Below are 19,287 nucleotides of genomic sequence, written 5' to 3'. Positions count from 1 at the left end.
AACAATGGCACGAGTAAAGCGTGGCGTGCAGGCGCGCCGCCGTCACAAGAAGGTCCTCAAGCAGGCCAAGGGTTACTACAACGCGCGCCGCAAGGTGTTCCGCGTTGCCAAGCAGGCCGTCACCAAGGCCCTGCAGTACGCCTATATCGGTCGCAAGCAGAAGAAGCGCAATTTCCGCTCGCTGTGGATCGTCCGCATCAACGCGGCGGCCCGCATCAACGGCATGAGCTACAGCCGCTTCATGAACGGCCTCCTGAAGGCCGGCATCACCCTCGACCGCAAGGTGCTGGCGGACATCGCCGTGCACGACGCGGCGGGTTTTGCCGCGCTGACCGAGAAGGCGAAGGGCGCGCTCGCAGCGTAAGTGTGTCGCCGGCCACCGCGCGTTCGCGCGGCGGTGGCCAGGCGGACAACGCGGTACACGCATGGGGAAGGGCGCAAGTCCTTCCCCATGTTTCGTTTTGGCTCCCCGAAGGTGCCCTGATGACCGATATCGAACACATCCGCCAGCAGGCGCTCGCCGACATCGCCGCCGCGCAGGCACCGGATGCGGTGGAAGCGCTGCGCGTCGCGCTGCTCGGCAAGAGCGGCAGCATCACCGCACTGCTGAAGACGCTTGGCACCCTGCCGGGCGAGCAGCGCAAGGCCGCTGGCGAAACCATCAACCGGGCCCGCGACGCGATCGGCGAGGCACTGGCCGAGCGCAAGGCCGCGCTTGAAGCCGCCGCGCTCGACGCGCGCCTGGCCGGCGAATCCATTGATGTCACGCTGCCCGGGCGCGATGGCGACCGCGGTGGCCTGCACCCGGTCAGCCGCACCATGGAGCGCATCGCCGAGATCTTCGGCCGCCTTGGCTACGCACTCGCCGACGGCCCCGAGATCGAGGACGACTTCCACAACTTCGAGGCGCTGAACTTCCCGCCGCACCACCCGGCGCGCGCCATGCACGACACGTTCTACTTCGGCGATGGCCGCCTGCTGCGCACCCACACCTCGGGCGTGCAGGTGCGCTACATGCAGGAGCACGCGCCGCCGCTGCGGATGATCGCGCTGGGCAAGGTGTACCGCAGCGATTCCGACCAGACGCATACCCCGATGTTCCACCAGTGCGAAGGCCTGCTGGTCGGCGAACACGCGAGCTTTGCCGACCTGAAGGGCACGCTGGTGGAGTTCGTGCGCGCGTTCTTCGAGCGCGACTTCGAGATGCGCTTCCGGCCGAGCTATTTCCCGTTCACCGAGCCGTCCGCCGAGGTCGATATCGCCTGGGCCCAGCCGGATGGCTCCACGCGCTGGCTGGAAGTGCTCGGCTGCGGCATGGTCCACCCCACCGTGCTGCGCAACGTCGGCATTGATCCGGAGCGCTATACCGGGTTCGCGTTCGGCTTGGGCGTGGAGCGCTTCGCGATGCTGCGCTACGGCGTGGACGACCTGCGCAGTTTCTTCGACAACGACGTGCGCTTCCTGCGCCAGTTCGCCTGAGGCCGCCGCATGAAATTTTCCGAGAACTGGCTGCGCCAGCACGTCTCCACCACCGCCTCGCGCGATGAGCTCGCGGCCACGCTGACCGCGATCGGCCTGGAGGTCGAGGAACTCACGCCGCTGGGCGCCGCGCTCGACGGCGTGGTGGTGGCGCGCATCGTGTCCGCCGAAAAGCATCCTGAAGCCGACCGCCTGCAGGTCTGCCAGGTCGACGCCGGCGGCGATGCGCTGCTGCAGATCGTGTGTGGCGCGCCGAATGCGCGCCCCGGCCTGCTCGCGCCGCTGGCCACCATCGGTGCCCAGGTCGGCACGCTGACCATCACGGCCGCGAAGCTGCGTGGCGTCGACTCCAACGGCATGCTGTGTTCGGCGAAAGAGCTCGGCATCGACGCCGATGCCTCGGGCCTGCTCGAACTGCCTGCGGATGCCCCGGTTGGCGCGTCGCTGGCGGACTACCTGGGCCTGCCCGACGCCAGCATCGAACTCAAGCTGACGCCCAACCGCGCCGACTGCTTCAGCGTGCGCGGCATCGCCTACGACGTGGCGGCGGCCTGCGGCAGCACGGTGGTCGAGCTCGACGCCACCCCCGTACCCGCGCAGGGCAACGCCACGCTCGCGGTCACGCTGGATGCCGGCGCCGATGCGCCGCGCTATGTCGGCCGGGTGATCGGTGGTGTCGACGCGGGCCGCGCCACGCCGCCCTGGATGGCCGAGCGCCTGCGCCGCAGCGGCATCCGTCCGCTGTCGTTGCTGGTGGATGTCACCCAGTACGTGATGCTCGAACTCGGCCAGCCGATGCACGCCTACGACCGCAGCCTGCTGCAGGGGCCGGTCGGCGTGCGCCGCGCGCGCGACGGCGAGGCGCTGAAGCTGCTCGATGGCCGCGATGTCGCACTGGATGCAGGCTTCCTGGTGATCACCGACGCGGACCGTGCGATCGGCCTGGCGGGGCTGATGGGCGGCTTCGACACGCGCGTGACAGACGCGACCCGCGACGTCTTCCTCGAGGCCGCACATTTCGCGCCGGCCGCGATCATTGGCCGTGGCCGCAAGCTGGGCCTGCATACCGACGCCGGCCACCGCTTCGAGCGCGGCGTCGATCCGGAACTGCCGCGCACCGCCATGGAATACGCCACGCGGCTGATCCTCGACATCGCCGGCGGCGTGCCCGGCCCGGTGGTCGCGGTGGACCATGCGCAGCACCTGCCGCGGCCGACGACGATTCCCCTGCGCCGTGCGCGTCTTGCACGCGTGCTGGGCATCGCCATTGCCGATGCCGATGTGGAGCGCATCCTGCGTGCGCTGGGCCTGGGCGTGGAGGTGGGTGATGAAGGCTGGACCGTCACCGCGCCGACCCGCCGCTTCGACCTCGCGATCGAAGAGGACCTTATCGAGGAGGTGGCCCGCATCCACGGCTACGACGCCATCCCCACCACGCTGCCCGGCGGCGCGATGCGCCTGGTGGCGGCGTCGGAAACCGAGTTGCCCGAACACGACCTGCGCCGCGCGCTCGCCGCCCGTGGCTACCTGGAAGCCATCAATTACGCCTTCGTCGATGCCGGCCTGCTTGCCACGTGGCAGGCCGACGAGGCGCTGGTGCCGCTGGCCAACCCGCTCAGCGCCGAGCTCGGCGTGATGCGGCCCCGGCTGCTGCCGGGCCTGGTGGACGCGCTGGCGCGCAATGTCGCGCGGCAGCAGGTGCGCGTGCGCCTGTTCGAGCTCGGCAAGGTGTTCACCGCTGCGGTCGCGGGTGAAGCGCCGGTGGAGACGCCGCGCATCGCCGCCGTGGCCTGTGGCGATGCGGCCGGCGAGCAGTGGGGCGCCGCCGCGCGCCGGGTCGACTTCCATGACCTCAAGGGCGATCTGGAAGGCCTCGCGGCGCTCTCCGGTACCGCGCTGGCGTTCCGACCGGCCACGCCCCCCTGGGCGCATCCAGGCCGGGCCGCGGACGTGCTGCGCGACGGGCAGCTGGTCGGTGCGATCGCCGAACTGCACCCGCGCCTGCAGCAGGCGCTGGGGCTCGACCATCCCGTGGTGGCGTTCGAACTCGACCTGGCTGCACTGCGCGCGCGCGCGGTACCGCGCGCCCGCGCGCAGTCCAGGTTCCCGTCCGTGCGCCGCGACCTCGCATTCATCGTCGCCGACGCGGTCGCCTGGGCGGATCTTGAAGCCTCTGCCCGGAGTGCCGCTGGACCGGTCCTGCGCGGTCTGCGCCTGTTCGACGTCTACGCCGGGAAAGGCGTAGAAACGGGATTCAAGAGTGTCGCGATGGGCTTGATTCTGCAGGACGATTCACGCACGCTGACCGACCGCGATGTGGATGCGGTGGTGGGTGCGGTCACCAGTGCGGTGGCGGCGGCGCACGGAGCGCGGATCAGGGGTTGAGCAGGGAGTTGGCATGGCGTTGACGAAGGCGGAAATGGCCGAACGGTTGTACGAAGAGGTTGGCCTGAACAAGCGCGAAGCGAAGGAATTCGTGGACGCGTTCTTCGTCGCCCTGCGCGAGGCCCTGCAGGGTGGTCGCCAGGTCAAGCTGTCGGGCTTCGGAAACTTCGACCTGCGCCGCAAGAACCAGCGCCCCGGCCGCAACCCCAAGACCGGGGAGGAGATCCCGATCTCCGCGCGCACGGTGGTCACCTTCCGCCCCGGCCAGAAGCTCAAGGAACGCGTGGAAGCGTACGCCGGAGGCACCCATGCTTGATCCCGGCAGCAACCGCGAACTCCCCCCCATCCCGGCCAAGCGCTACTTCACCATTGGTGAGGTCAGCGAGCTGTGCGACGTCAAGCCGCACGTGCTGCGCTACTGGGAGACCGAATTCCCGAGCCTCAGCCCGGTCAAGCGCCGCGGCAACCGGCGCTACTACCAGCGCCACGACGTGCTGATGGTGCGGCAGATCCGTGGCCTGCTGTACGAACAGGGCTATACCATCGGCGGCGCCCGCCTGCGGCTCGAAGGCGAGGGCGCCAAGCAGGAGTCGGCGCTCAGCAGCCAGATCATCCGCCAGGTGCGCATGGAGCTCGAGGACGTCCTGCAGCTCCTGCGTCGTTGAACAACCTGCCGGCAGGGCGCGCATGAAGGCGCTGCGCCGGCTATAATCCGCACCCATCCGGGGTATAGCGCAGCCTGGTAGCGCACTTGTCTGGGGGACAAGTGGTCGTCGGTTCAAATCCGGCTACCCCGACCAAATCTGTGTGACTTCAACGGCCTGCGATCACTCGCGGGCCGTTTTTTATTCACCTCGTGGAGTGGCGCTCACTTGCGCGCGAGCATCATGCGGTTTCGACCGTTGCGCTTGGCCTCGTACAACGCGGCATCGGCGGCGTTGACCCAGTCCTCGATGCGCGCATGGTTGGGCCGCGCCGCGGCGATGCCGATGCTCACCGAGTGGGCCAGGTCCGGCGCCTGTGGCAGGCGGATGTTCTCGACCGCGGCACGGAACGCCTCGGCGAGCGCGGCCGCCTCGGGCAGCGCGGTCGCCGGGCACACCACCGCGAACTCGTCCCCGCCGAAGCGACCAGCCACATCTGCGGGTCGCAGGGCGCGCAGCAGCAGCGCGGCCACCTCGCGCAACAGCGCGTCACCGGCGATGTGGCCGTAGCGGTCGTTGGCCTGCTTGAAGCCGTCCACGTCGATCATCACCAGCACGGCCGGCCCGGCCCCTGCATGCACCTCGTGCAGCGTGCGCGCGACCTCGCGCTCCCAGTGGTCGCGCGAGCGCAGCCCGGTGAGCATGTCGGTGCGGCTGAGCAGGTCGAGTTCCTGGTTCTTGCGCAGCACCTTCCTCACCAGTTGCCGGCGCCCGTGGCTGACGGCGAACGTGTGGATCAACAGCATCGGCAGGCAGGCCAGCACGACGCCGGTGCTGGACGCGGGCGCAAACGCGAACCCGGTCGCGAGGCCGCCCGCGAGCACCGCGGCACATGTCGGCAGCAAGGTGCGCCTGTACAGCCCCGGGATATCGGTATTGATCTTGTCAGCGGCGGGAAGGGCGATCAGCAGCACGGCCGGCAACAGGTTGAAGTGCAGCAGCGGTACCCACAGCGCCGCGAGCGCGGAATCCATGACCAGGTTGCGTTGCTCGGCAACGAAGGGCGAAGCGCTGCGCCGCGCCAGCACATGGGCGAGCTGTGGCCAGGCCACGCCGGTGAACGCGCACAGCGCCCAGAGCAGCGGCCCCGCCTGCAGTTCGGCCAGGACGGTCGCAATCGCCAGCGCACCAAGTGCCATGCCGAGGACGCGGTACGGGTAGATGCGACGCGGCAGCGCCGTACGTGCGCGGGTCAAGTTGAAACCCGTGGCGTGTGTCGGCCCCGGGCGAGCCGTCTGTGGGTCCTGCAACGCATCCCCCCATGGGCCGGGGCGATGCCCGGCGCATCGTGATTATAGTGCGCGACCGGCTGGCGCGCCGACAGGAACCTTCGTCCCCGGGCGCGCTCGAATGGTGTCGCATCCACAGGCAGGGACCGCGCATGACTCTTTCGCAATCCGTCCGCAGGCGCGGCCAGGCATGGGCCGTGGCCGGCGTGCTGTGCCTGGTCGCCGTCGGCAAGCTCGCAGGCGCCCAGCCCGCCGCCCCGACTTCCGGACCGGCCATCCGCGATCTCGAGGCGCTGGTGGTGTCGGGCACGCGGCCCGGTCCCGGCATGTGGAAGGTGTCGAAGGGAGGCCACGTGCTGCACATCCTCGGCACCGTGTCGCCGCTGCCGCGGCGCATGGACTGGAATTCGGCCGACGTCGAGGCCGTCATCGCGCGCTCGCAGGCGGTGATCGAGGCGCCTTACGTCGCGGTGAATTCCGACATCGGGATGTTCCGGGGCCTGGCACTGGTGCCGGCGATGCTGCGCGCACGCAACAACCCGGCCAAGCGGCCGCTGCGCGACGTGGTCTCCGCCGACCTCTACGCGCGCTGGCAGTTGCTCAAGGCGCGTTACATGGGCCACGACCGCGGCGTGGAAAAGCGGCGGCCGCTGGTGGCCGCGCAGGAGTTGTACGAGGCGGCGCTGAAGAAGTCGGGGTTGCGCATGGGCGGCGTGGTCACGCCGGTGGTGCGCAGGGCGGCGAGGGACGCCGGCGTGCCACTGGTCGAGAGCAAGGTCGCCCTGACGCTCGAGGACCCCAAGGCCGTGTTGAAGGAGCTCAACGACAGCGACCTCGCCGACCGCGAGTGTTTCGCGGGCACCATGGCTCGCATCGAGACCGACCTCGACAACATGCGTGCGCGCGCCAATGCCTGGGCCGACGGCGACCTTGAAGCGCTCGGCGCGCTTCCCTACGACGACCATTACCGGACCTGCATGGAGGCGCTCACCGCCAGCGCGCTGGCGCGGCGCCTGGGATTCAACGACTTGCGCGCGCGGGCCGACCAGGCGTGGCTGGCGAATGCAGACAAGGCGCTGGCGGAGAACCCGGTGAGCTTCGCCGCGCTGCCGATGTCGCAACTGCTGGCGGAGGACGGCCTGCTCGCGCAGCTGCGCGAGCGCGGCTACGAGATCCAGGCACCCTGAGTCCGGCTTCGGCGTTCAGCGTTCAGCGGTCAGCGGGCGGCCGTCAGCCGGCGGCGGTGCGCGGCGCCGCCGCGGGCTGCTCGGCCTGTGGCCAGCGCGCCAGGACGGCGGCGCGGATGCCTGCGGCGTCGATGCCGGCCTCGGCCAGCAGGTCCTCGCGGCTGGCGTGGTGCTGGAAGGCGTCCGGCAGGCCGAGGTGCAGGACCGGCAACAACACGTTTTCAGCCGCCAGGAGCTCCGACACCGCGGAGCCGGCACCGCCCATCACCACGTTGTCCTCGATGGTGACAAAGCCCTCGTGGCTCGCGGCCAGCTGCAGCAGCAGTTCGCGGTCGAGCGGCTTGATGAAACGCATGTTGACCAGGGTGAGGCCGAGCTCGGTGGCGACCGCTTCGGCCGCCGGCACCGTAGCGCCAAACGCCAGCAGCGCGACGCGCGTGCCGGCGCGACGGAGTTCGGCCTTGCCGATCGGCAGCGTCTCGAGTGCGTCGCCGGCGGCGATGCCGGTGCCACTGCCACGCGGATAGCGCACCGCGGCCGGGCCCGGGTGGCGGAAACCGGTGGTCAGCATCTGCCGGCACTCGCGTTCGTCGGCCGGCGCCATCACCACCATGTGCGGCACGCAGCGCAGGTAGCTGAGGTCGAGGTTGCCGGCGTGGGTGGCGCCATCGGGGCCGACCACGCCGCCGCGGTCGATCGCGAACAGCACGTCGAGCTGCTGGACGGCGACGTCGTGCACCAGCTGGTCGTAGCCGCGCTGGAGGAACGTCGAATAGATGGCGACGACGGGCTTCGCGCCCTCGCAGGCCATGCCCGCGGCCAGCGTGACCGCGTGCTGCTCGGCGATGGCGACATCGAAATAGCGCGCCGGGTACTCCTTGCTGAAGCGCACCAGGCCCGAGCCTTCGCGCATCGCCGGGGTGATCGCCATCAGCGTGTCGTCGGCCGCGGCCATGTCGCACAGCCAGTCGCCGAAGACGTCGGTGTAGGTGGGCTTCTTGACCGCGCCGGGCTTGGACACCAGGCCCTGGTCGGGGTCGAACGGCGAGACGGCGTGGTAGCCGATCTGGTCGCCTTCGGCGCGCTCGTAGCCCTTGCCCTTGGTGGTGATGACGTGCAGCAGCTGCGGGCCCTTCATGCCCCGCACCACCTTGAGCGCCGAGACCAGCGCCTTGATGTCATTGCCGTCGATCGGGCCGGTGTAGTGGAAGCCCATTTCCTCGAACAGCGTGGACGGCACGAACATGCCCTTCCAGTGCTCTTCCCAGCGGCGCACGAATTTCGCCGGCGCGCCGCGCTTGTCGCCGAGCAGCTTCTTGCCGCCCTCGCGCAACGCGTTGAGCGTCTGGCTGCCGGTGGCGCGGCCCAGCATCTTGGTCAGCCCGCCGACGTTCTCGCTGATCGACATGCGGTTGTCGTTGAGCACCACCAGCAGGTTGGGCTCGGGGTCCATGCCGCCGGCGTGGTTGAGCGCCTCGTAGGCCATGCCGGCGGTCATTGCGCCGTCGCCGATCACCGCCACCACCTTGCGGTCGTCACCGGCGCGCGCGGCGGCGATCGCCATGCCCAGCGCGGCCGAGATGCTGGTGGAGGAGTGACCGACGCCGAACGTGTCGTACTCGCTTTCCTCGCGCTTGGGGAACGGCGCAACGCCGTCCTTCTGCTTGACCGTGTGGATGCTGTCGCGGCGCCCGGTCAGGATCTTGTGCGGATACGCCTGGTGGCCGACGTCCCAGACGATGCGGTCGCGCGGGGTGTCGTAAAGATAGTGCAGGGCGGTGGTCAGCTCCACCACGCCAAGGCCCGCGCCGAAATGGCCGCCGCTCTTGCCGACGGATTCAATGAGGTAGGCGCGCAGCTCGTCGGCGATCGCGGGCAGCTCGGCCTCGTCGAATTCGCGCAGGCGGGCCGGGTTGTCGATGCGCGCAAGGCGCGGATGGCGGGTGGAGTCGATCATCCGCACATTGTAAGACGGCAGGGCCCCGCGGCGCGTGGCGGCGGGGCGCCGCGTGGCTGGCCCCCGTTCAGCGGTTGCGCAGGCGCCCCAGCAAGCCGCCGGCGCGCGCCTTGACCGGCTCTTCGACGACCGGCGGTGCCTCTACCACGGCCTCGGCGTAGCCCGTGGCCAGATTGGCATTGATGAAGTCGGCGACGTCGGCCTCGGGGATGCCGCTGGCTTCGGCGATCTCGGCCACCGTTGCGGGTCCTTTCATCATCGCGGTCGCGATGCGGAAGTGGCGCGGATATTCGCGCTCGGTCTGCGGCCACTTGGTGAGTGCAAACCGCCCGGCGGGGTCTTCCCCGGGCAGCAGGGCGCCGCCGCCGGCGAGCAGGCCACCGAGCCAGCGCAGGCGAGCCAGCGGCTGCGGCGCGCCCGCAGCGGCGGTCTCGCGCGCCCAGGTGGCGGCGTCGACCGGTGCGAAGTCGGAGGCCTCGAGCGCGCCTTCGAAATAGCCGGCGAGCGGATTCAGGGGCGTCGGGCCGTGCCACCTGTCGTTGTCCGCATCGATGAACAGGGTCGGACCCGACGCGCGGCGGAATCGCACGCGGCCGGACAGCGCGCCGGGACGGAGCCACGCGGCGAGGTCGTCGGGCACGGGTGGAGGTTCCTCAATCAGCTCCTCGGCCTCTTCGACCGGCAGCATCTCGACGGTGCCGCCGGAATCCTCATCCGGCGGGACCGCCTGCATGGGAGGTTCCGGCAGCGCTGCCACCGCTGCGGGTGGCGCGGGCGCCACGGGTGGTGGGGCGGCTTCCACTGCATCCAGTGCCGCGGACATGGCGTTGGCTGCAACCGGTGCGGGTGCAACCGCTTCGTGCTGTTCCGCGGCCGCGGGAGCCGCATTCGCGGCGGCGCTTCCGATCCCGGGCGCCGGCGTGGCGGCAAGCTCGACACCGACGCTGCGCGCGACTTCGGCCAGCAGCTCTGCGACCTGGGCGCCATCAAATGGCCTTCCAAGGCGGAACTCGGTCTGGCTCCGCGCCGCCGACGTCAGCCCGATCACGTGGCGTCCGGCGGCATGCAGGCGCAGCCAGCTCATCGGACCGTACATGCTGTCCATGTCGACGACGACGTGGTCGGCTTCGGCTTCCGGGAGCAGGCGCCACGCGCCGCCGAGGCGTGCGTTGCCATCGTCGAACGCGGCCTTCAACGCCGTTTCTGTAGCCGGGTCCATGCCGGTCAGGCCGAGGGTCAGCGACATGGGCGAACATGCTCCGGAAACAGTGATGAGCGAGTGTCCGGGAGCGTGGCAGCTGCGTCAACGCGCGCGCTGCGGCAGTTGCGGCTGCTGCGCGTCACCTGCGCCGGGCGTTTGGTGACCGTGGTCGCGCTTGTTCGTGGCGGCACGCGCGGATGTCGCTCAGTGGCGCGGTTTCTTCGGCAACTGGCTCTTCAGGAATGCCATCTGGTCGGCGAGGATGTTGCGGTTGGAGAGGATCAGGTGCTCGATCCAGCTCGGCCGGTACGGCACCGCGAGCAGCGGCATCGACGCCTGCTGCGGCGTGCGCCCGCCCTTGCGCGAATTGCACGGAAAACAGGCGGTGACCACGTTCTCCCAGGCGTCCTCGCCGCCCTGCGAGAGCGGATGCACATGGTCGCGGGTCAGGTGGCGATGCGCCACGTCGCGCCCGCAGTACAGGCACAGGTGCTGGTCGCGGGCGAACAGCGCGGTGTTGGTCAGCGCGGGCGTCGGGTTGAGCGCGCGCGAGCGCGCCTGGCTGCGCGCGGCGACGATCGGATGGAGTTCCACGAGGCTGCGCAGGCCGGTGGCGCGGCAGGTGCCGCCGCGCACCGCGAGGCAGGGATCGCCCAGCGTCCAGGCCACGGCGCCGCGCACGTAGAGGCAGGTCGCGTCCTGCCAGCTCATCCAGTCGAGGGCGCGGCCGTGGGCATCCAGGGACAGCAGGCGTACGCGGTCAAGCGCATGTCGGCCGGCGCCTGCCGGGAGGCCAACGGCGGCCGGCGGGGCGGGGCCCATGCCGCGGACGAGGCGAAGTTTCGCTCTGTCGGGTTCCATGGGAACAACAGCTTATACGCCCTCGACTACGGCTTGTGTAGCGCCGCCGGAGCTGGCCGGCGGCGGGGCGGCAGACGCAGGTCAGGCGTCGAAGGCGTCGGCCTCGAGCGTCATCAGCGATGCGGCGCCCGAAGCCATCGCCTCGGCGTGCGCCAGGGTGCGTGGCAGGATGCGCGCGAAATAGAAGCGCGCGGTCTCGCGCTTGGCGTCCTTGAACGCCTGGCTCCGCGACGACTCACGCGCCGCGGCGGCGGCGCGCAGCCACCAGTAGGCCAGCACCACGTAGCCGGAATAAAACAGGTAGTCGTGGCTGGCCGCGCCAAGCTCCTCCGGATTCTCGGCCGCGCGCTGCAGCACGTTCCTGGTCAGCACCGTCCACTCCGCGGCCTTGGCACGCAGGATGGCGACATCGGCGCCCAGTTCCGGATCATCGGCATGGGCGGCGCAGAACGCCTCCACCTCGGCCAGGAAGAGCTTCAGGCCGGCGCCCTGCGAGGACGCCGTCTTGCGCCCGATCAGGTCCAGCGCCTGGATGCCGGTGGTGCCCTCATACAGCGTGGTGATGCGCGCGTCGCGCGCGAGCTGCTCCATGCCGTGCTCGACGATGTAGCCGTGGCCACCGAAGCACTGCAGCGCGTTGTAGGTGTTTTCGATGCCCCATTCGGTCTGGCAGGCCTTGGAGATCGGCGTGAGGAACCCGACCAGGGTCTCGGCGCGCGCGCGCTCGTCGGCATCGCTGGAATGCGAGGCGATGTCGAGCAGGCTGGCCGCCTGCAGCGCGAGCATGCGGCTGCCTTCCACCAGCGACTTGATGGAGAGCAGCATGCGCCGCACGTCGGGGTGGACAATGATCGGGTCGGCGGGCTTGTCCGGGAACTTCGCCCCGGACAGCGAACGCGACTGCAGGCGCTCGCGCGAGTAGCGCAGTGCGTTCTGGTACGCGCGCTCGGAGAGTCCCAGCCCCTGCAGGCCCACCCCGATGCGCGCCGAGTTCATCATGGTGAACATGGCCTTGAGGCCGCCGTGCGCCTCGCCGACCAGGTAGGCTTCTGCGCCGTCGAAATTCATGACGCAGGTGGCCGAGCCCTTGATGCCCATCTTGTGCTCGATCGACCCGCAGCGCAGCGCGTTGCGTGCGCCGATGCTGCCGTCGCGGCCGACCTTGAGCTTGGGCGCCACGAACAGCGAGATGCCTTTGGGCCCGGGCGGTGCGTCGGGCAACCGCGCCAGCACCAGGTGCACGATGTTGTCGGTGAAGTCGTGCTCGCCGGCGGTGATGAAGATCTTGGTGCCGTGGATCGCGTAGGTGCCGTCCGCGGCAGGCTCGGCCCGCGTCCGCAGCAGGCCCAGGTCGGTGCCACAGTGCGGTTCGGTCAGGCACATGGTGCCGGTCCAGCGGCCTTCGACCAGCGGCTTCAGGAACACGTCGCGCTGCCAGTCCTCGCCGTGGCGCTCGATGGCCATCACCGCGCCGTGCGACAGCAGCGGGAAGTTGCCCCAGGCAAGGTTGGCCGCGTTGACCATCTCGTTGACCGACAGCCCGAGCATGTGCGGCATTCCCTGTCCACCGAACGCCGGGTCGGCAGTGAGGCCCGGCCAGCCGGCGTCGATGAACTGAGCATAGGCCGCCTTGAAGCCGTCCGGCGTGCTGACATCGCCCGTCGCGGGGTCGTGGTGGCAGCCCTGCTGGTCGCCGACGGCATTGAGCGGGGCGAGCACGCTGCCGGTGAACCGCGCGGCTTCCTCGAGCACGGCATCCACCACGTCCGCGCTGGCATCGTGGAATCCGAGGCGCGCGAACAACGCCTGGGCGTTGAACACGTCGTTGAGCACGAAACGCACATCGTCGATCGGGGCCTGGTAATTGCTCATGGGTTCGCGCGGTGTCCTGGTCTGGGTGGGGTGCGTCGTGCCTGTCGCAGGCGCTCAGCGCAGCACGCCGGGCAGGCCCGGCATCGGGCTCAGCGCGCTCTTGCGGAGGATCCTGTAGCTGCGGGATGAGCTGCGATCTGCAGGCGCGGCGTCGATGCTGCCTTCCAGCGCGTAATCCACGCCGCGCCGCGAGGCGAGTGCGTCGGCCAGGACCATGCGTGCGCCCGCGTCGGGACGCATCGTGACGCTGACGACGTCGGCGGACTCGGGCCCGACGGTCAACGCCGGCTGGTGGAGGAGCTTGCCTGCGGCCTGGTCGCCGATACGGACATCCAAGGTGAGGCTGTCGAAGCGCATCGGGACGCTGCTGTAGTTCTGCAGCCTCAGCTCCACCGACCAGCTCCCGTCGGCGGCCACGGTGAGCTGCTGGATGCTGGCGGCGGGCTCGGAGACCCGGCGCACCGGGCCGCTGGTGCAGCCCGCGAGTACAAGGCAGGCCAAGGCCAGTGCGAGCAGAACGCGATGCGTCATTCCATGCTCCTGTGACGGGTGCGCCGAGCATAGCATCGGGCGATACGGTAGCGGATGGTAGGCGCGGCGGGCTGGTGAGGTGGCGGAATCCGTGGCTCGCTTGCGTTTAAAGTGCATGCCTTGCCTCGGCCACCACGGCCCTGGTCCGCAGGAGCAACGATGAGCGTCGAGCCGAACAAGAAGGGTTTCCGGGAACGCCTGCCGTGGATGATCGCGGCGCTCGCGGTGATCGCGCTGGTGGCCACACTGGTGTGGGGGCCGAAGGACCGCGCCAAGCCCGACGCCGACGCGATCGCGCAATTGACCGAGCGCATGGCCGCGCTGGAAACCGGTGGCGCCGACGGGCTGCGACGCCGTCCGGCGCAACCGGATCCGGGTCTGGGCGTGGGCATGGGCGCGCGCGATGGCGATGAGGCGACCGCGATGGGACGGACGCAATCAGCAGAAGAGGCGGCGGCGGCGCGCGACCGGCAGCTGCGCGAGCTCGAGGCGCAGTTCGCGCGGGACGTCGCCGATCCGGCGACCGGGCCGTCCACCGAACGCACGCTGGTGGCCACCATCTCCGGGGACACCATGGCTGCGACCGGGCTGACGCCGGGCAACGTCGACATCGCGTGCAGGAAGGCCAGCTGTCGCATCGTCGGCAGCTTCGACCGCATGGGCGATGCCCAGGACTGGGGCCTGTTCTACATCACCGCCGCGGGCGGCGACGTGCTGTCGCAGACGCAGATGGTGTTCGTGCCCAAGCCGGACGGCAGGACCGAAGTGCGCATCTATTCGGCGCGCGCCAAGGACTGATCGGCGCGCAAGCGCCGCACGCGGCTCCCGCGCCACGCTTCAGCCCATCCGGAACACGATGCCGAGGGCGCCGATCTCGCCCGGCTCGCCGTCCAGGTCGGCCTGCAGCAGCGGACGCTCGCCGAGCCAGCGCGTCGGGAGGTCCAGCGACAGCATGCTGCCTTCGGCGACCACGCGCAGGCCCGGGATATGGGCTTCTTCGTGGCCGCGGTGCAGCAGGACCGCCAGGCGCAGCAGGATCGCCAGGCGCCGCGCCTCGGGCAACAGGCGGTCGGGAAGTGCCTCGAACGCCGACTTCGGGACCTTGCGCCGATGCGTGCGCACCAGCGCCGCCAGGAACTGCTGCTCCTGGCGCGAGAAGCCGGCGATGTCGGAATACTCGACCACGTAGGCGCCGTGCACCTGGTACTGGCTGTGCGCGATGGAGAGCCCCAGCTCGTGCAGCTGTGCGGCCCAGTCCAGCATCAGCCGGTCGTCGGGCGACAGCGACCACGCCGCCGCGACCTGGTCGAACAACGCCAGGGCCGTGGCCGCGACCCGTGCGCCCTGCGCCTGGTCGATGCCATAGCGGAGCACCAGTGCCGCGATCGACGCCTCGCGCGGATCGGCATCGCCGGCGCGTCCCAGCATGTCGTACAGCACGCCCTCGCGCAGCGCGGCTTTGCTGACCATCATGCGCTGCAGCCCGAGCGTGTCGAACGCGGCTTCCAGTGCGAGCAGTCCGCCGGCGATGATCGGGCGACGGTCGGCCGACAGCGACGGCAGGTCGATGTCGTCGATGAGCTCTGCGCGCAGCAGCCGCTCGCGCACGGTGGCCAGGGCCTCGGCGGTGATCGCGCCCTTGGTGAGCTTCATGGTGGCGCAGATCTCGCCGATCGCCTTGCTGGTGCCCGATGTGCCGATCGCTTCGTGCCAGCCGAGGCTGCGGTAGGCGCTGGCGAACTGCTGGAATTCGGCGGAGACCTCGATCAGGGCATCGCGCCATTTGCGCCGTGACAGGCGGCCGTTGGAGAAGAAGCGGCGCGTGGTGGCGATCGACCCGACCTGCACGCTCTCGCGTTCGATGGTGGTGAATCCGCGGCCGATGATGCATTCGGTCGAGCCGCCGCCGACGTCGATCACCAGCCGGCGCTGGTCGTTCTTGGGCGGCTGCGCGTGTGCTACGCCGAGGTAGACCAGGCGCGCCTCCTCGCGGCCGGCCACGACCTCGATCGCATGGCCGAGCGCGGTCTCGGCAGGCATCAGGAACGCCTGCGGCGCGGCGAGGCGGCGCACGGTATTGGTGGCGATGGCGCGCACGCGGTGCGGGGGGATATCGCGGATGCGCTGGCCGAAACGCGCCAGGCATTGCAGGGCGCGCTGGCGCACCTCGGTGACCAGCCCGCCCTTGGCATCGAGTCCTTCGGCCATGCGCACGGTCTCGCGCAGGCGGTCGACGACGCGCAGCTGGCCCAGCGTGTAGCGCGCAACGACCATGTGGTAGCTGTTCGAGCCGAGGTCGATGGCCGCCAGCATGTCGCCGTCCTCCAGCGGCTGCGATTGCGAGGCGGTGGCCGATGCGCGCGTGTCGTTCATCATCCGGTCCCCGCCATCAGTGCCGCCTGCGCGGAATGTGGCGGCTCGCCCTCCGCGGGCGCGAGCTGGCGGTAGCTGCCATCGTCCTGCAGCTCCCAGGCAGTGGTGTTGTCGGCAAGGTAGTTCTCGAGCGTTTCCCGGCGCACGCGTTCGGCGATCACCGGGTCGATGATGGGGAAGCAGGTTTCAACGCGGCGCAGCAGGTTGCGCTCCAGCCAGTCGGCGCTGGCACAGAAGGTTTCCGGCGCGCCGTCGTTGCCGAACCAGTACACGCGGCTGTGCTCGAGGAAGCGGCCGACGATGGAGCGCACGCGGATGTTGTCGGAAACGCCCGGGATTCCCGGGCGCAGGGTGCATGCACCGCGCACGATCAGGTCGATCTGCACGCCGGCCTGCGAAGCGGCATACAGCGCACGCACCACCTGCGGCTCGTTCAAGGCGTTCATCTTGGCGATGATGCGGCCCGCGCGCCCGTCCTGCGCGAAGCCGGCCTCGCGCTCGATGCGCGCCATCACGCCCGCGTGCAGGGTGAACGGCGATTGCAGCAGGCGCTTGAGCCGGATCGCCGGCGCCAACCCGGAAATCTGCTGGAAGATCTGGTGCACGTCGCTGCCGATCCCGGGGTCGGCGGTGAGCAGCCCGATGTCGGTGTACGCGCGCGCGGTGCCGCTGTGGTAATTGCCGGTGCCCATGTGCACGTAGCGACGCATGCGCTTGCCCTCGCGGCGTACCACCAGCAGCATCTTGGCGTGGGTCTTGTAGCCGACCACCCCGTACACCACCTGCACCCCGGCGTCCTGCAGGCGGTCGGCCAGGCCGAGGTTGGCCTCCTCGTCGAAGCGCGCCCGCAGCTCGACCACCACCGTGACGTCCTTGCCGTTGCGCGCCGCCTGCACCAGGTGCTCGACGATCGCCGAGTCCTTGCCGGTGCGGTACAGCGTCTGCTTGATCGCCAGCACGCCCGGGTCGGTGGATGCCTGCTTGAGCAGTTCCAGTACCGGCGTGAACGCGTCGAAGGGGTGGTGCAGGAGCACGTCGCCCGCGGCGATGCGCTCGAACATCGCGTCACCGCCCGACAGCTGCCGCGGCTGGAACGCGGGGAATTTCAGTTCCGGGCGGTCGACCTCGTTGTACACCTGGATCACGCGGTTGAGGTTGACCGGCCCGTTGATGCGGTACACCGCGTTTTCGGGCAGGTCGAAGTTGCGCAGCAGGCCCTCGACGATCGGCTTGGGGCAATCGGAGGCGATCTCCAGGCGCATCGCGCGCAGGTAGCCGCGGCCGACCAGCTCGTCGCGCAGCGCCAGCGCGAGGTTCTCGATCTCGTCCTCGTCGACGATCAACTCCGAGTTGCGGGTGACCCGGAACTGGTACGCCCCTTTCACCGTCATGCCCGGGAACAGGTCGTCGACGAACTCCGACAGCATCGCCGACAGGAACACGAAGTCGTGCTCGCCGCCGGATACGCGTTCGGGCAGGCGGATGATGCGCGGCAGCGAGCGCGGTGCGCGCACGATCGCCAGGTGCCCGCTGCGCCCGAATGCATCCTTGCCCTTCAGCACCACCACCAGGTTCAGCGACTTGTTGAGGATTTTCGGAAACGGATGCGACGGGTCGAGTCCGAGCGGCGACAGCACCGGCAGGATCTCCTCGCGGAAATACGCGCGCAGCCAGCGCTTCTGGCGCGTGTTCCAGGTGTCGCGCGACAGCACGCGCACGCCGGCGTCGGCCAGCGCCGGGCGCAGCACGTCGTTCCAGCACTGGTATTGCGCGTCCACGAGGTCCGCGGTGCGTTCGTGGATGCGCCTGAGCACGGTGGCCGGTGCCAGCCCATCGACCGGAAGCGGCATGTCGAAGTCCTGCGCATGGCGCACGGTGGCGGCGCGGATCTCGAAGAACTCGTCGAGGTTGGTGCACGAGATGCACAGGAAGCGCAGCCGTTCCAGCAACGGCATGGACGCGTCCTGCGCCTGGGCGAGGACCCGGAAGTTGAAGTCCAGCTGCGACAGCTCGCGGTTGAGGTACAGGGCCGGATCGCGCAGCGGGTCGGCGTCGGACTGCTCCTGGGTGCCCTGCGTGTCAACGGGCGCCGGGGCCTGCGTCGAGGTCGCCAGCTTGTTGGACCGGGGCGCGCTTGCGCGCCGCCTGGGCGTCTTACCGGGCGTGCTCATGGGCGCGCTGTTCTCCGTGGTGGTCGTCGTCGTCGCGCTCGACGATGCGCGCGGCGACGAAGTGGCAGGTGAACGTGCTGCCGCGCCCGACCTCGCTCTCGATGCCGAGGCGGGCCTGGTGCAGCTGCAGCACGTGCTTGGCGATCGCGAGCCCCAGGCCGGTGCCGCCGGTCTCGCGCGTGCGGCTGGTGGAGACGCGGTAGAAGCGTTCGGTCAGTCGCGGAAGGTGGTCGGCCGGGATGCCGTAGCCGCTGTCGCGCACTGCGAGATCCGCGCCACCCTCCGCGTTGCGCATGAACCCGATCGAGATCGCGCCACCGCTGGGCGTATAGCGCACGGCGTTGGCCACGAGGTTCGAGAACGCGCTGTGCAGTTCCCGGGTGGAGCCCGCCAGGTCGACACCGGCATGGTCCTCGACCGTGATCACGTGGCGGCCCTTGCTGAGCGCCTCGGCCTCGCGCCGCAGCGTGGCCAGCATCGATGCCATCGACACGGGCTCGTCCGGCAGCGCCTCCTGGGCTTCCAGCCGCGACAGGGTCAGCAGGTCCTCGACCAGCTGGGTCATGCGCTGCGACTGCCTGCGCATTTCCTCCAGCATCGGAGCCCATTCCGGGTTGTCCTCCGGGTCGAACATGTCCAGGTAACCGTGCACCACGGTCAGCGGGGTGCGCAGTTCGTGCGAGACATTGGCGACGAAGTCGCGACGCATCTGCTCGAGGCGCACCATCTTGCCCACGTCGCGCGCGACCAGCAGCCACAGCGAGTCGGAATAGGGGATCAGGCGCAAGCTGAGGCGCACGCCGGCATCGACGGGCGAGGCGACGTCGAACATCGGCTCCGCATGGCGGCCGGCGCTGAGCCAGCGCGCCATCGGCAGCGGCTGCAGCCGTTCGCTGATGCTCGCCCCCTGGTCGCGCGGGTAATCGAGGCCGAGCAGGGTGGTCGCGGCGCTGTTCGACCAGAGCAGCCGCTGGCTGTTGCGGTCCACGATCACCAGCGCGTCCGGCAGCACCGCGGCCACGGTACGGTAGGCCCGCAGCATTTCGACCAGCCGCCGGTCACGCGTGCGGGCATCCTGGCGTCGACGGTGCAGCAGGCGTTCCACCTCGCTCCAGGTGCCGCGGCCGTGGCCCGGCGGTGGCATGCGCTGGCGGGTGTCCACGCGCGTCAGCAGGCGGCGCAAGCGCAGCACATGGCCGGCCAGCAGCGCCAGCGCCGTTAGCGCGAGCGCCGGCCAGGGCTTGCCGACCGCGAACCCGAGGGCAAGCGCGCCCGCGAGCACCGTGGCCAGGGTGGCCAGGGTGCGCAGCCAGGCGGATTTTGCGGTGGGCGGCATG

General features: G+C 70.0%; 16 protein-coding genes and 1 tRNA gene. 8 read left to right on the top strand and 9 right to left on the bottom strand.

The annotated features are described in order from the left end of the window. Positions 1-4 precede the first annotated feature (4 nt). The 6 genes from rplT to IDM46_RS09435 all read left to right on the top strand — a co-directional run bounded on the left by rplT (position 5) and on the right by IDM46_RS09435 (position 4,664). Positions 5-364, top strand: a complete 360-nt coding sequence (rplT, locus tag IDM46_RS09460) for a 50S ribosomal protein L20 (RefSeq protein ID WP_182820419.1) — start codon at positions 5-7, stop codon at positions 362-364. Positions 365-483: 119 nt separating this feature from the next. Then, positions 484-1,479 carry a phenylalanine--tRNA ligase subunit alpha gene (pheS, locus tag IDM46_RS09455; protein ID WP_185115555.1) on the top strand — a complete coding sequence of 332 codons (996 nt, stop codon included), beginning with the start codon at positions 484-486 and terminating at the stop codon, positions 1,477-1,479. Between the two features lie 9 nt (positions 1,480-1,488). Next, on the top strand, positions 1,489-3,864 hold the full coding sequence (gene pheT, locus IDM46_RS09450) for a phenylalanine--tRNA ligase subunit beta (RefSeq protein ID WP_185115554.1): 2,376 nt from the start codon (positions 1,489-1,491) through the stop codon (positions 3,862-3,864). Positions 3,865-3,877: 13 nt separating this feature from the next. After that, positions 3,878-4,180: an integration host factor subunit alpha gene (gene ihfA, locus IDM46_RS09445; protein WP_182820422.1), complete on the top strand. Its 303-nt coding sequence runs from the start codon at positions 3,878-3,880 to the stop codon at positions 4,178-4,180. After that, entirely contained in the window at positions 4,173-4,529 is a 357-nt protein-coding gene (locus tag IDM46_RS09440) for a MerR family transcriptional regulator (RefSeq protein WP_182820423.1), read from the top strand. The genes ihfA and IDM46_RS09440 overlap by 8 nt, the downstream gene beginning before the upstream one ends. Positions 4,530-4,587: 58 nt before the next feature. Continuing rightward, a tRNA-Pro gene (locus IDM46_RS09435) sits at positions 4,588-4,664 on the top strand. A 68-nt stretch (positions 4,665-4,732) separates the two neighbouring features. Here IDM46_RS09435 and IDM46_RS09430 read toward each other — a convergent pair. Further along, the gene (locus IDM46_RS09430; protein ID WP_182820424.1) at positions 4,733-5,764 is read right to left on the bottom strand and encodes a sensor domain-containing diguanylate cyclase; all 1,032 of its coding nucleotides are present in this window, start codon (positions 5,762-5,764) and stop codon (positions 4,733-4,735) included. Positions 5,765-5,949: 185 nt separating this feature from the next. Between IDM46_RS09430 and IDM46_RS09425 the strand changes: the two genes are divergently transcribed. Beyond that, positions 5,950-6,984: a TraB/GumN family protein gene (locus tag IDM46_RS09425; RefSeq protein WP_185115553.1), complete on the top strand. Its 1,035-nt coding sequence runs from the start codon at positions 5,950-5,952 to the stop codon at positions 6,982-6,984. A 43-nt stretch (positions 6,985-7,027) separates the two neighbouring features. On the opposite strand, the gene dxs is transcribed toward IDM46_RS09425, so the two are convergent. The 5 genes from dxs to IDM46_RS09400 all read right to left on the bottom strand — a co-directional run bounded on the left by dxs (position 7,028) and on the right by IDM46_RS09400 (position 13,406). Then, positions 7,028-8,941 (bottom strand): 1-deoxy-D-xylulose-5-phosphate synthase, encoded by a 1,914-nt coding sequence (gene dxs, locus IDM46_RS09420; RefSeq protein ID WP_185115552.1) that lies wholly within the window; start codon positions 8,939-8,941, stop codon positions 7,028-7,030. 67 nt (positions 8,942-9,008) lie between these two features. Next, positions 9,009-10,187 carry a hypothetical protein gene (locus IDM46_RS09415; RefSeq protein WP_185115551.1) on the bottom strand — a complete coding sequence of 393 codons (1,179 nt, stop codon included), beginning with the start codon at positions 10,185-10,187 and terminating at the stop codon, positions 9,009-9,011. Positions 10,188-10,346: 159 nt separating this feature from the next. Then, the gene (locus IDM46_RS09410) at positions 10,347-11,003 is read right to left on the bottom strand and encodes an HNH endonuclease (protein ID WP_182820428.1); all 657 of its coding nucleotides are present in this window, start codon (positions 11,001-11,003) and stop codon (positions 10,347-10,349) included. Between the two features lie 81 nt (positions 11,004-11,084). Then, positions 11,085-12,875 carry an acyl-CoA dehydrogenase C-terminal domain-containing protein gene (locus IDM46_RS09405; protein WP_182820429.1) on the bottom strand — a complete coding sequence of 597 codons (1,791 nt, stop codon included), beginning with the start codon at positions 12,873-12,875 and terminating at the stop codon, positions 11,085-11,087. Between the two features lie 54 nt (positions 12,876-12,929). Continuing rightward, the gene (locus IDM46_RS09400; RefSeq protein ID WP_185115550.1) at positions 12,930-13,406 is read right to left on the bottom strand and encodes an LEA type 2 family protein; all 477 of its coding nucleotides are present in this window, start codon (positions 13,404-13,406) and stop codon (positions 12,930-12,932) included. Between the two features lie 159 nt (positions 13,407-13,565). Here IDM46_RS09400 and IDM46_RS09395 point away from each other — a divergent pair, with 159 nt between their 5' ends. Then, on the top strand, positions 13,566-14,204 hold the full coding sequence (locus tag IDM46_RS09395) for a hypothetical protein (protein ID WP_182820431.1): 639 nt from the start codon (positions 13,566-13,568) through the stop codon (positions 14,202-14,204). 39 nt (positions 14,205-14,243) lie between these two features. Here the strand turns inward: IDM46_RS09395 and IDM46_RS09390 are convergent, their stop codons facing one another. Genes IDM46_RS09390 through phoR form a run of 3 tightly spaced genes read right to left on the bottom strand, consistent with a single transcriptional unit; the run spans position 14,244 to position 19,286 of the window. Beyond that, positions 14,244-15,779 carry a Ppx/GppA phosphatase family protein gene (locus tag IDM46_RS09390; protein WP_182820432.1) on the bottom strand — a complete coding sequence of 512 codons (1,536 nt, stop codon included), beginning with the start codon at positions 15,777-15,779 and terminating at the stop codon, positions 14,244-14,246. Continuing rightward, the gene (ppk1, locus tag IDM46_RS09385; protein WP_185115549.1) at positions 15,779-17,950 is read right to left on the bottom strand and encodes a polyphosphate kinase 1; all 2,172 of its coding nucleotides are present in this window, start codon (positions 17,948-17,950) and stop codon (positions 15,779-15,781) included. Before ppk1 ends, IDM46_RS09390 begins: the two co-directional genes overlap by 1 nt. Continuing rightward, positions 17,934-19,286 carry a phosphate regulon sensor histidine kinase PhoR gene (phoR, locus tag IDM46_RS09380; RefSeq protein WP_185115548.1) on the bottom strand — a complete coding sequence of 451 codons (1,353 nt, stop codon included), beginning with the start codon at positions 19,284-19,286 and terminating at the stop codon, positions 17,934-17,936. The genes ppk1 and phoR overlap by 17 nt, the downstream gene beginning before the upstream one ends. Between the last annotated feature and the right edge of the window lies 1 nt (position 19,287).

Source organism: Luteimonas sp. MC1825, from assembly GCF_014764385.1.
In the GTDB taxonomy this organism is placed as follows: Bacteria; Pseudomonadota; Gammaproteobacteria; order Xanthomonadales; family Xanthomonadaceae; genus Luteimonas.
Note: the sequence above shows the minus strand (reverse complement) of the source record. Positions and strands in the feature narration are given on the sequence as shown.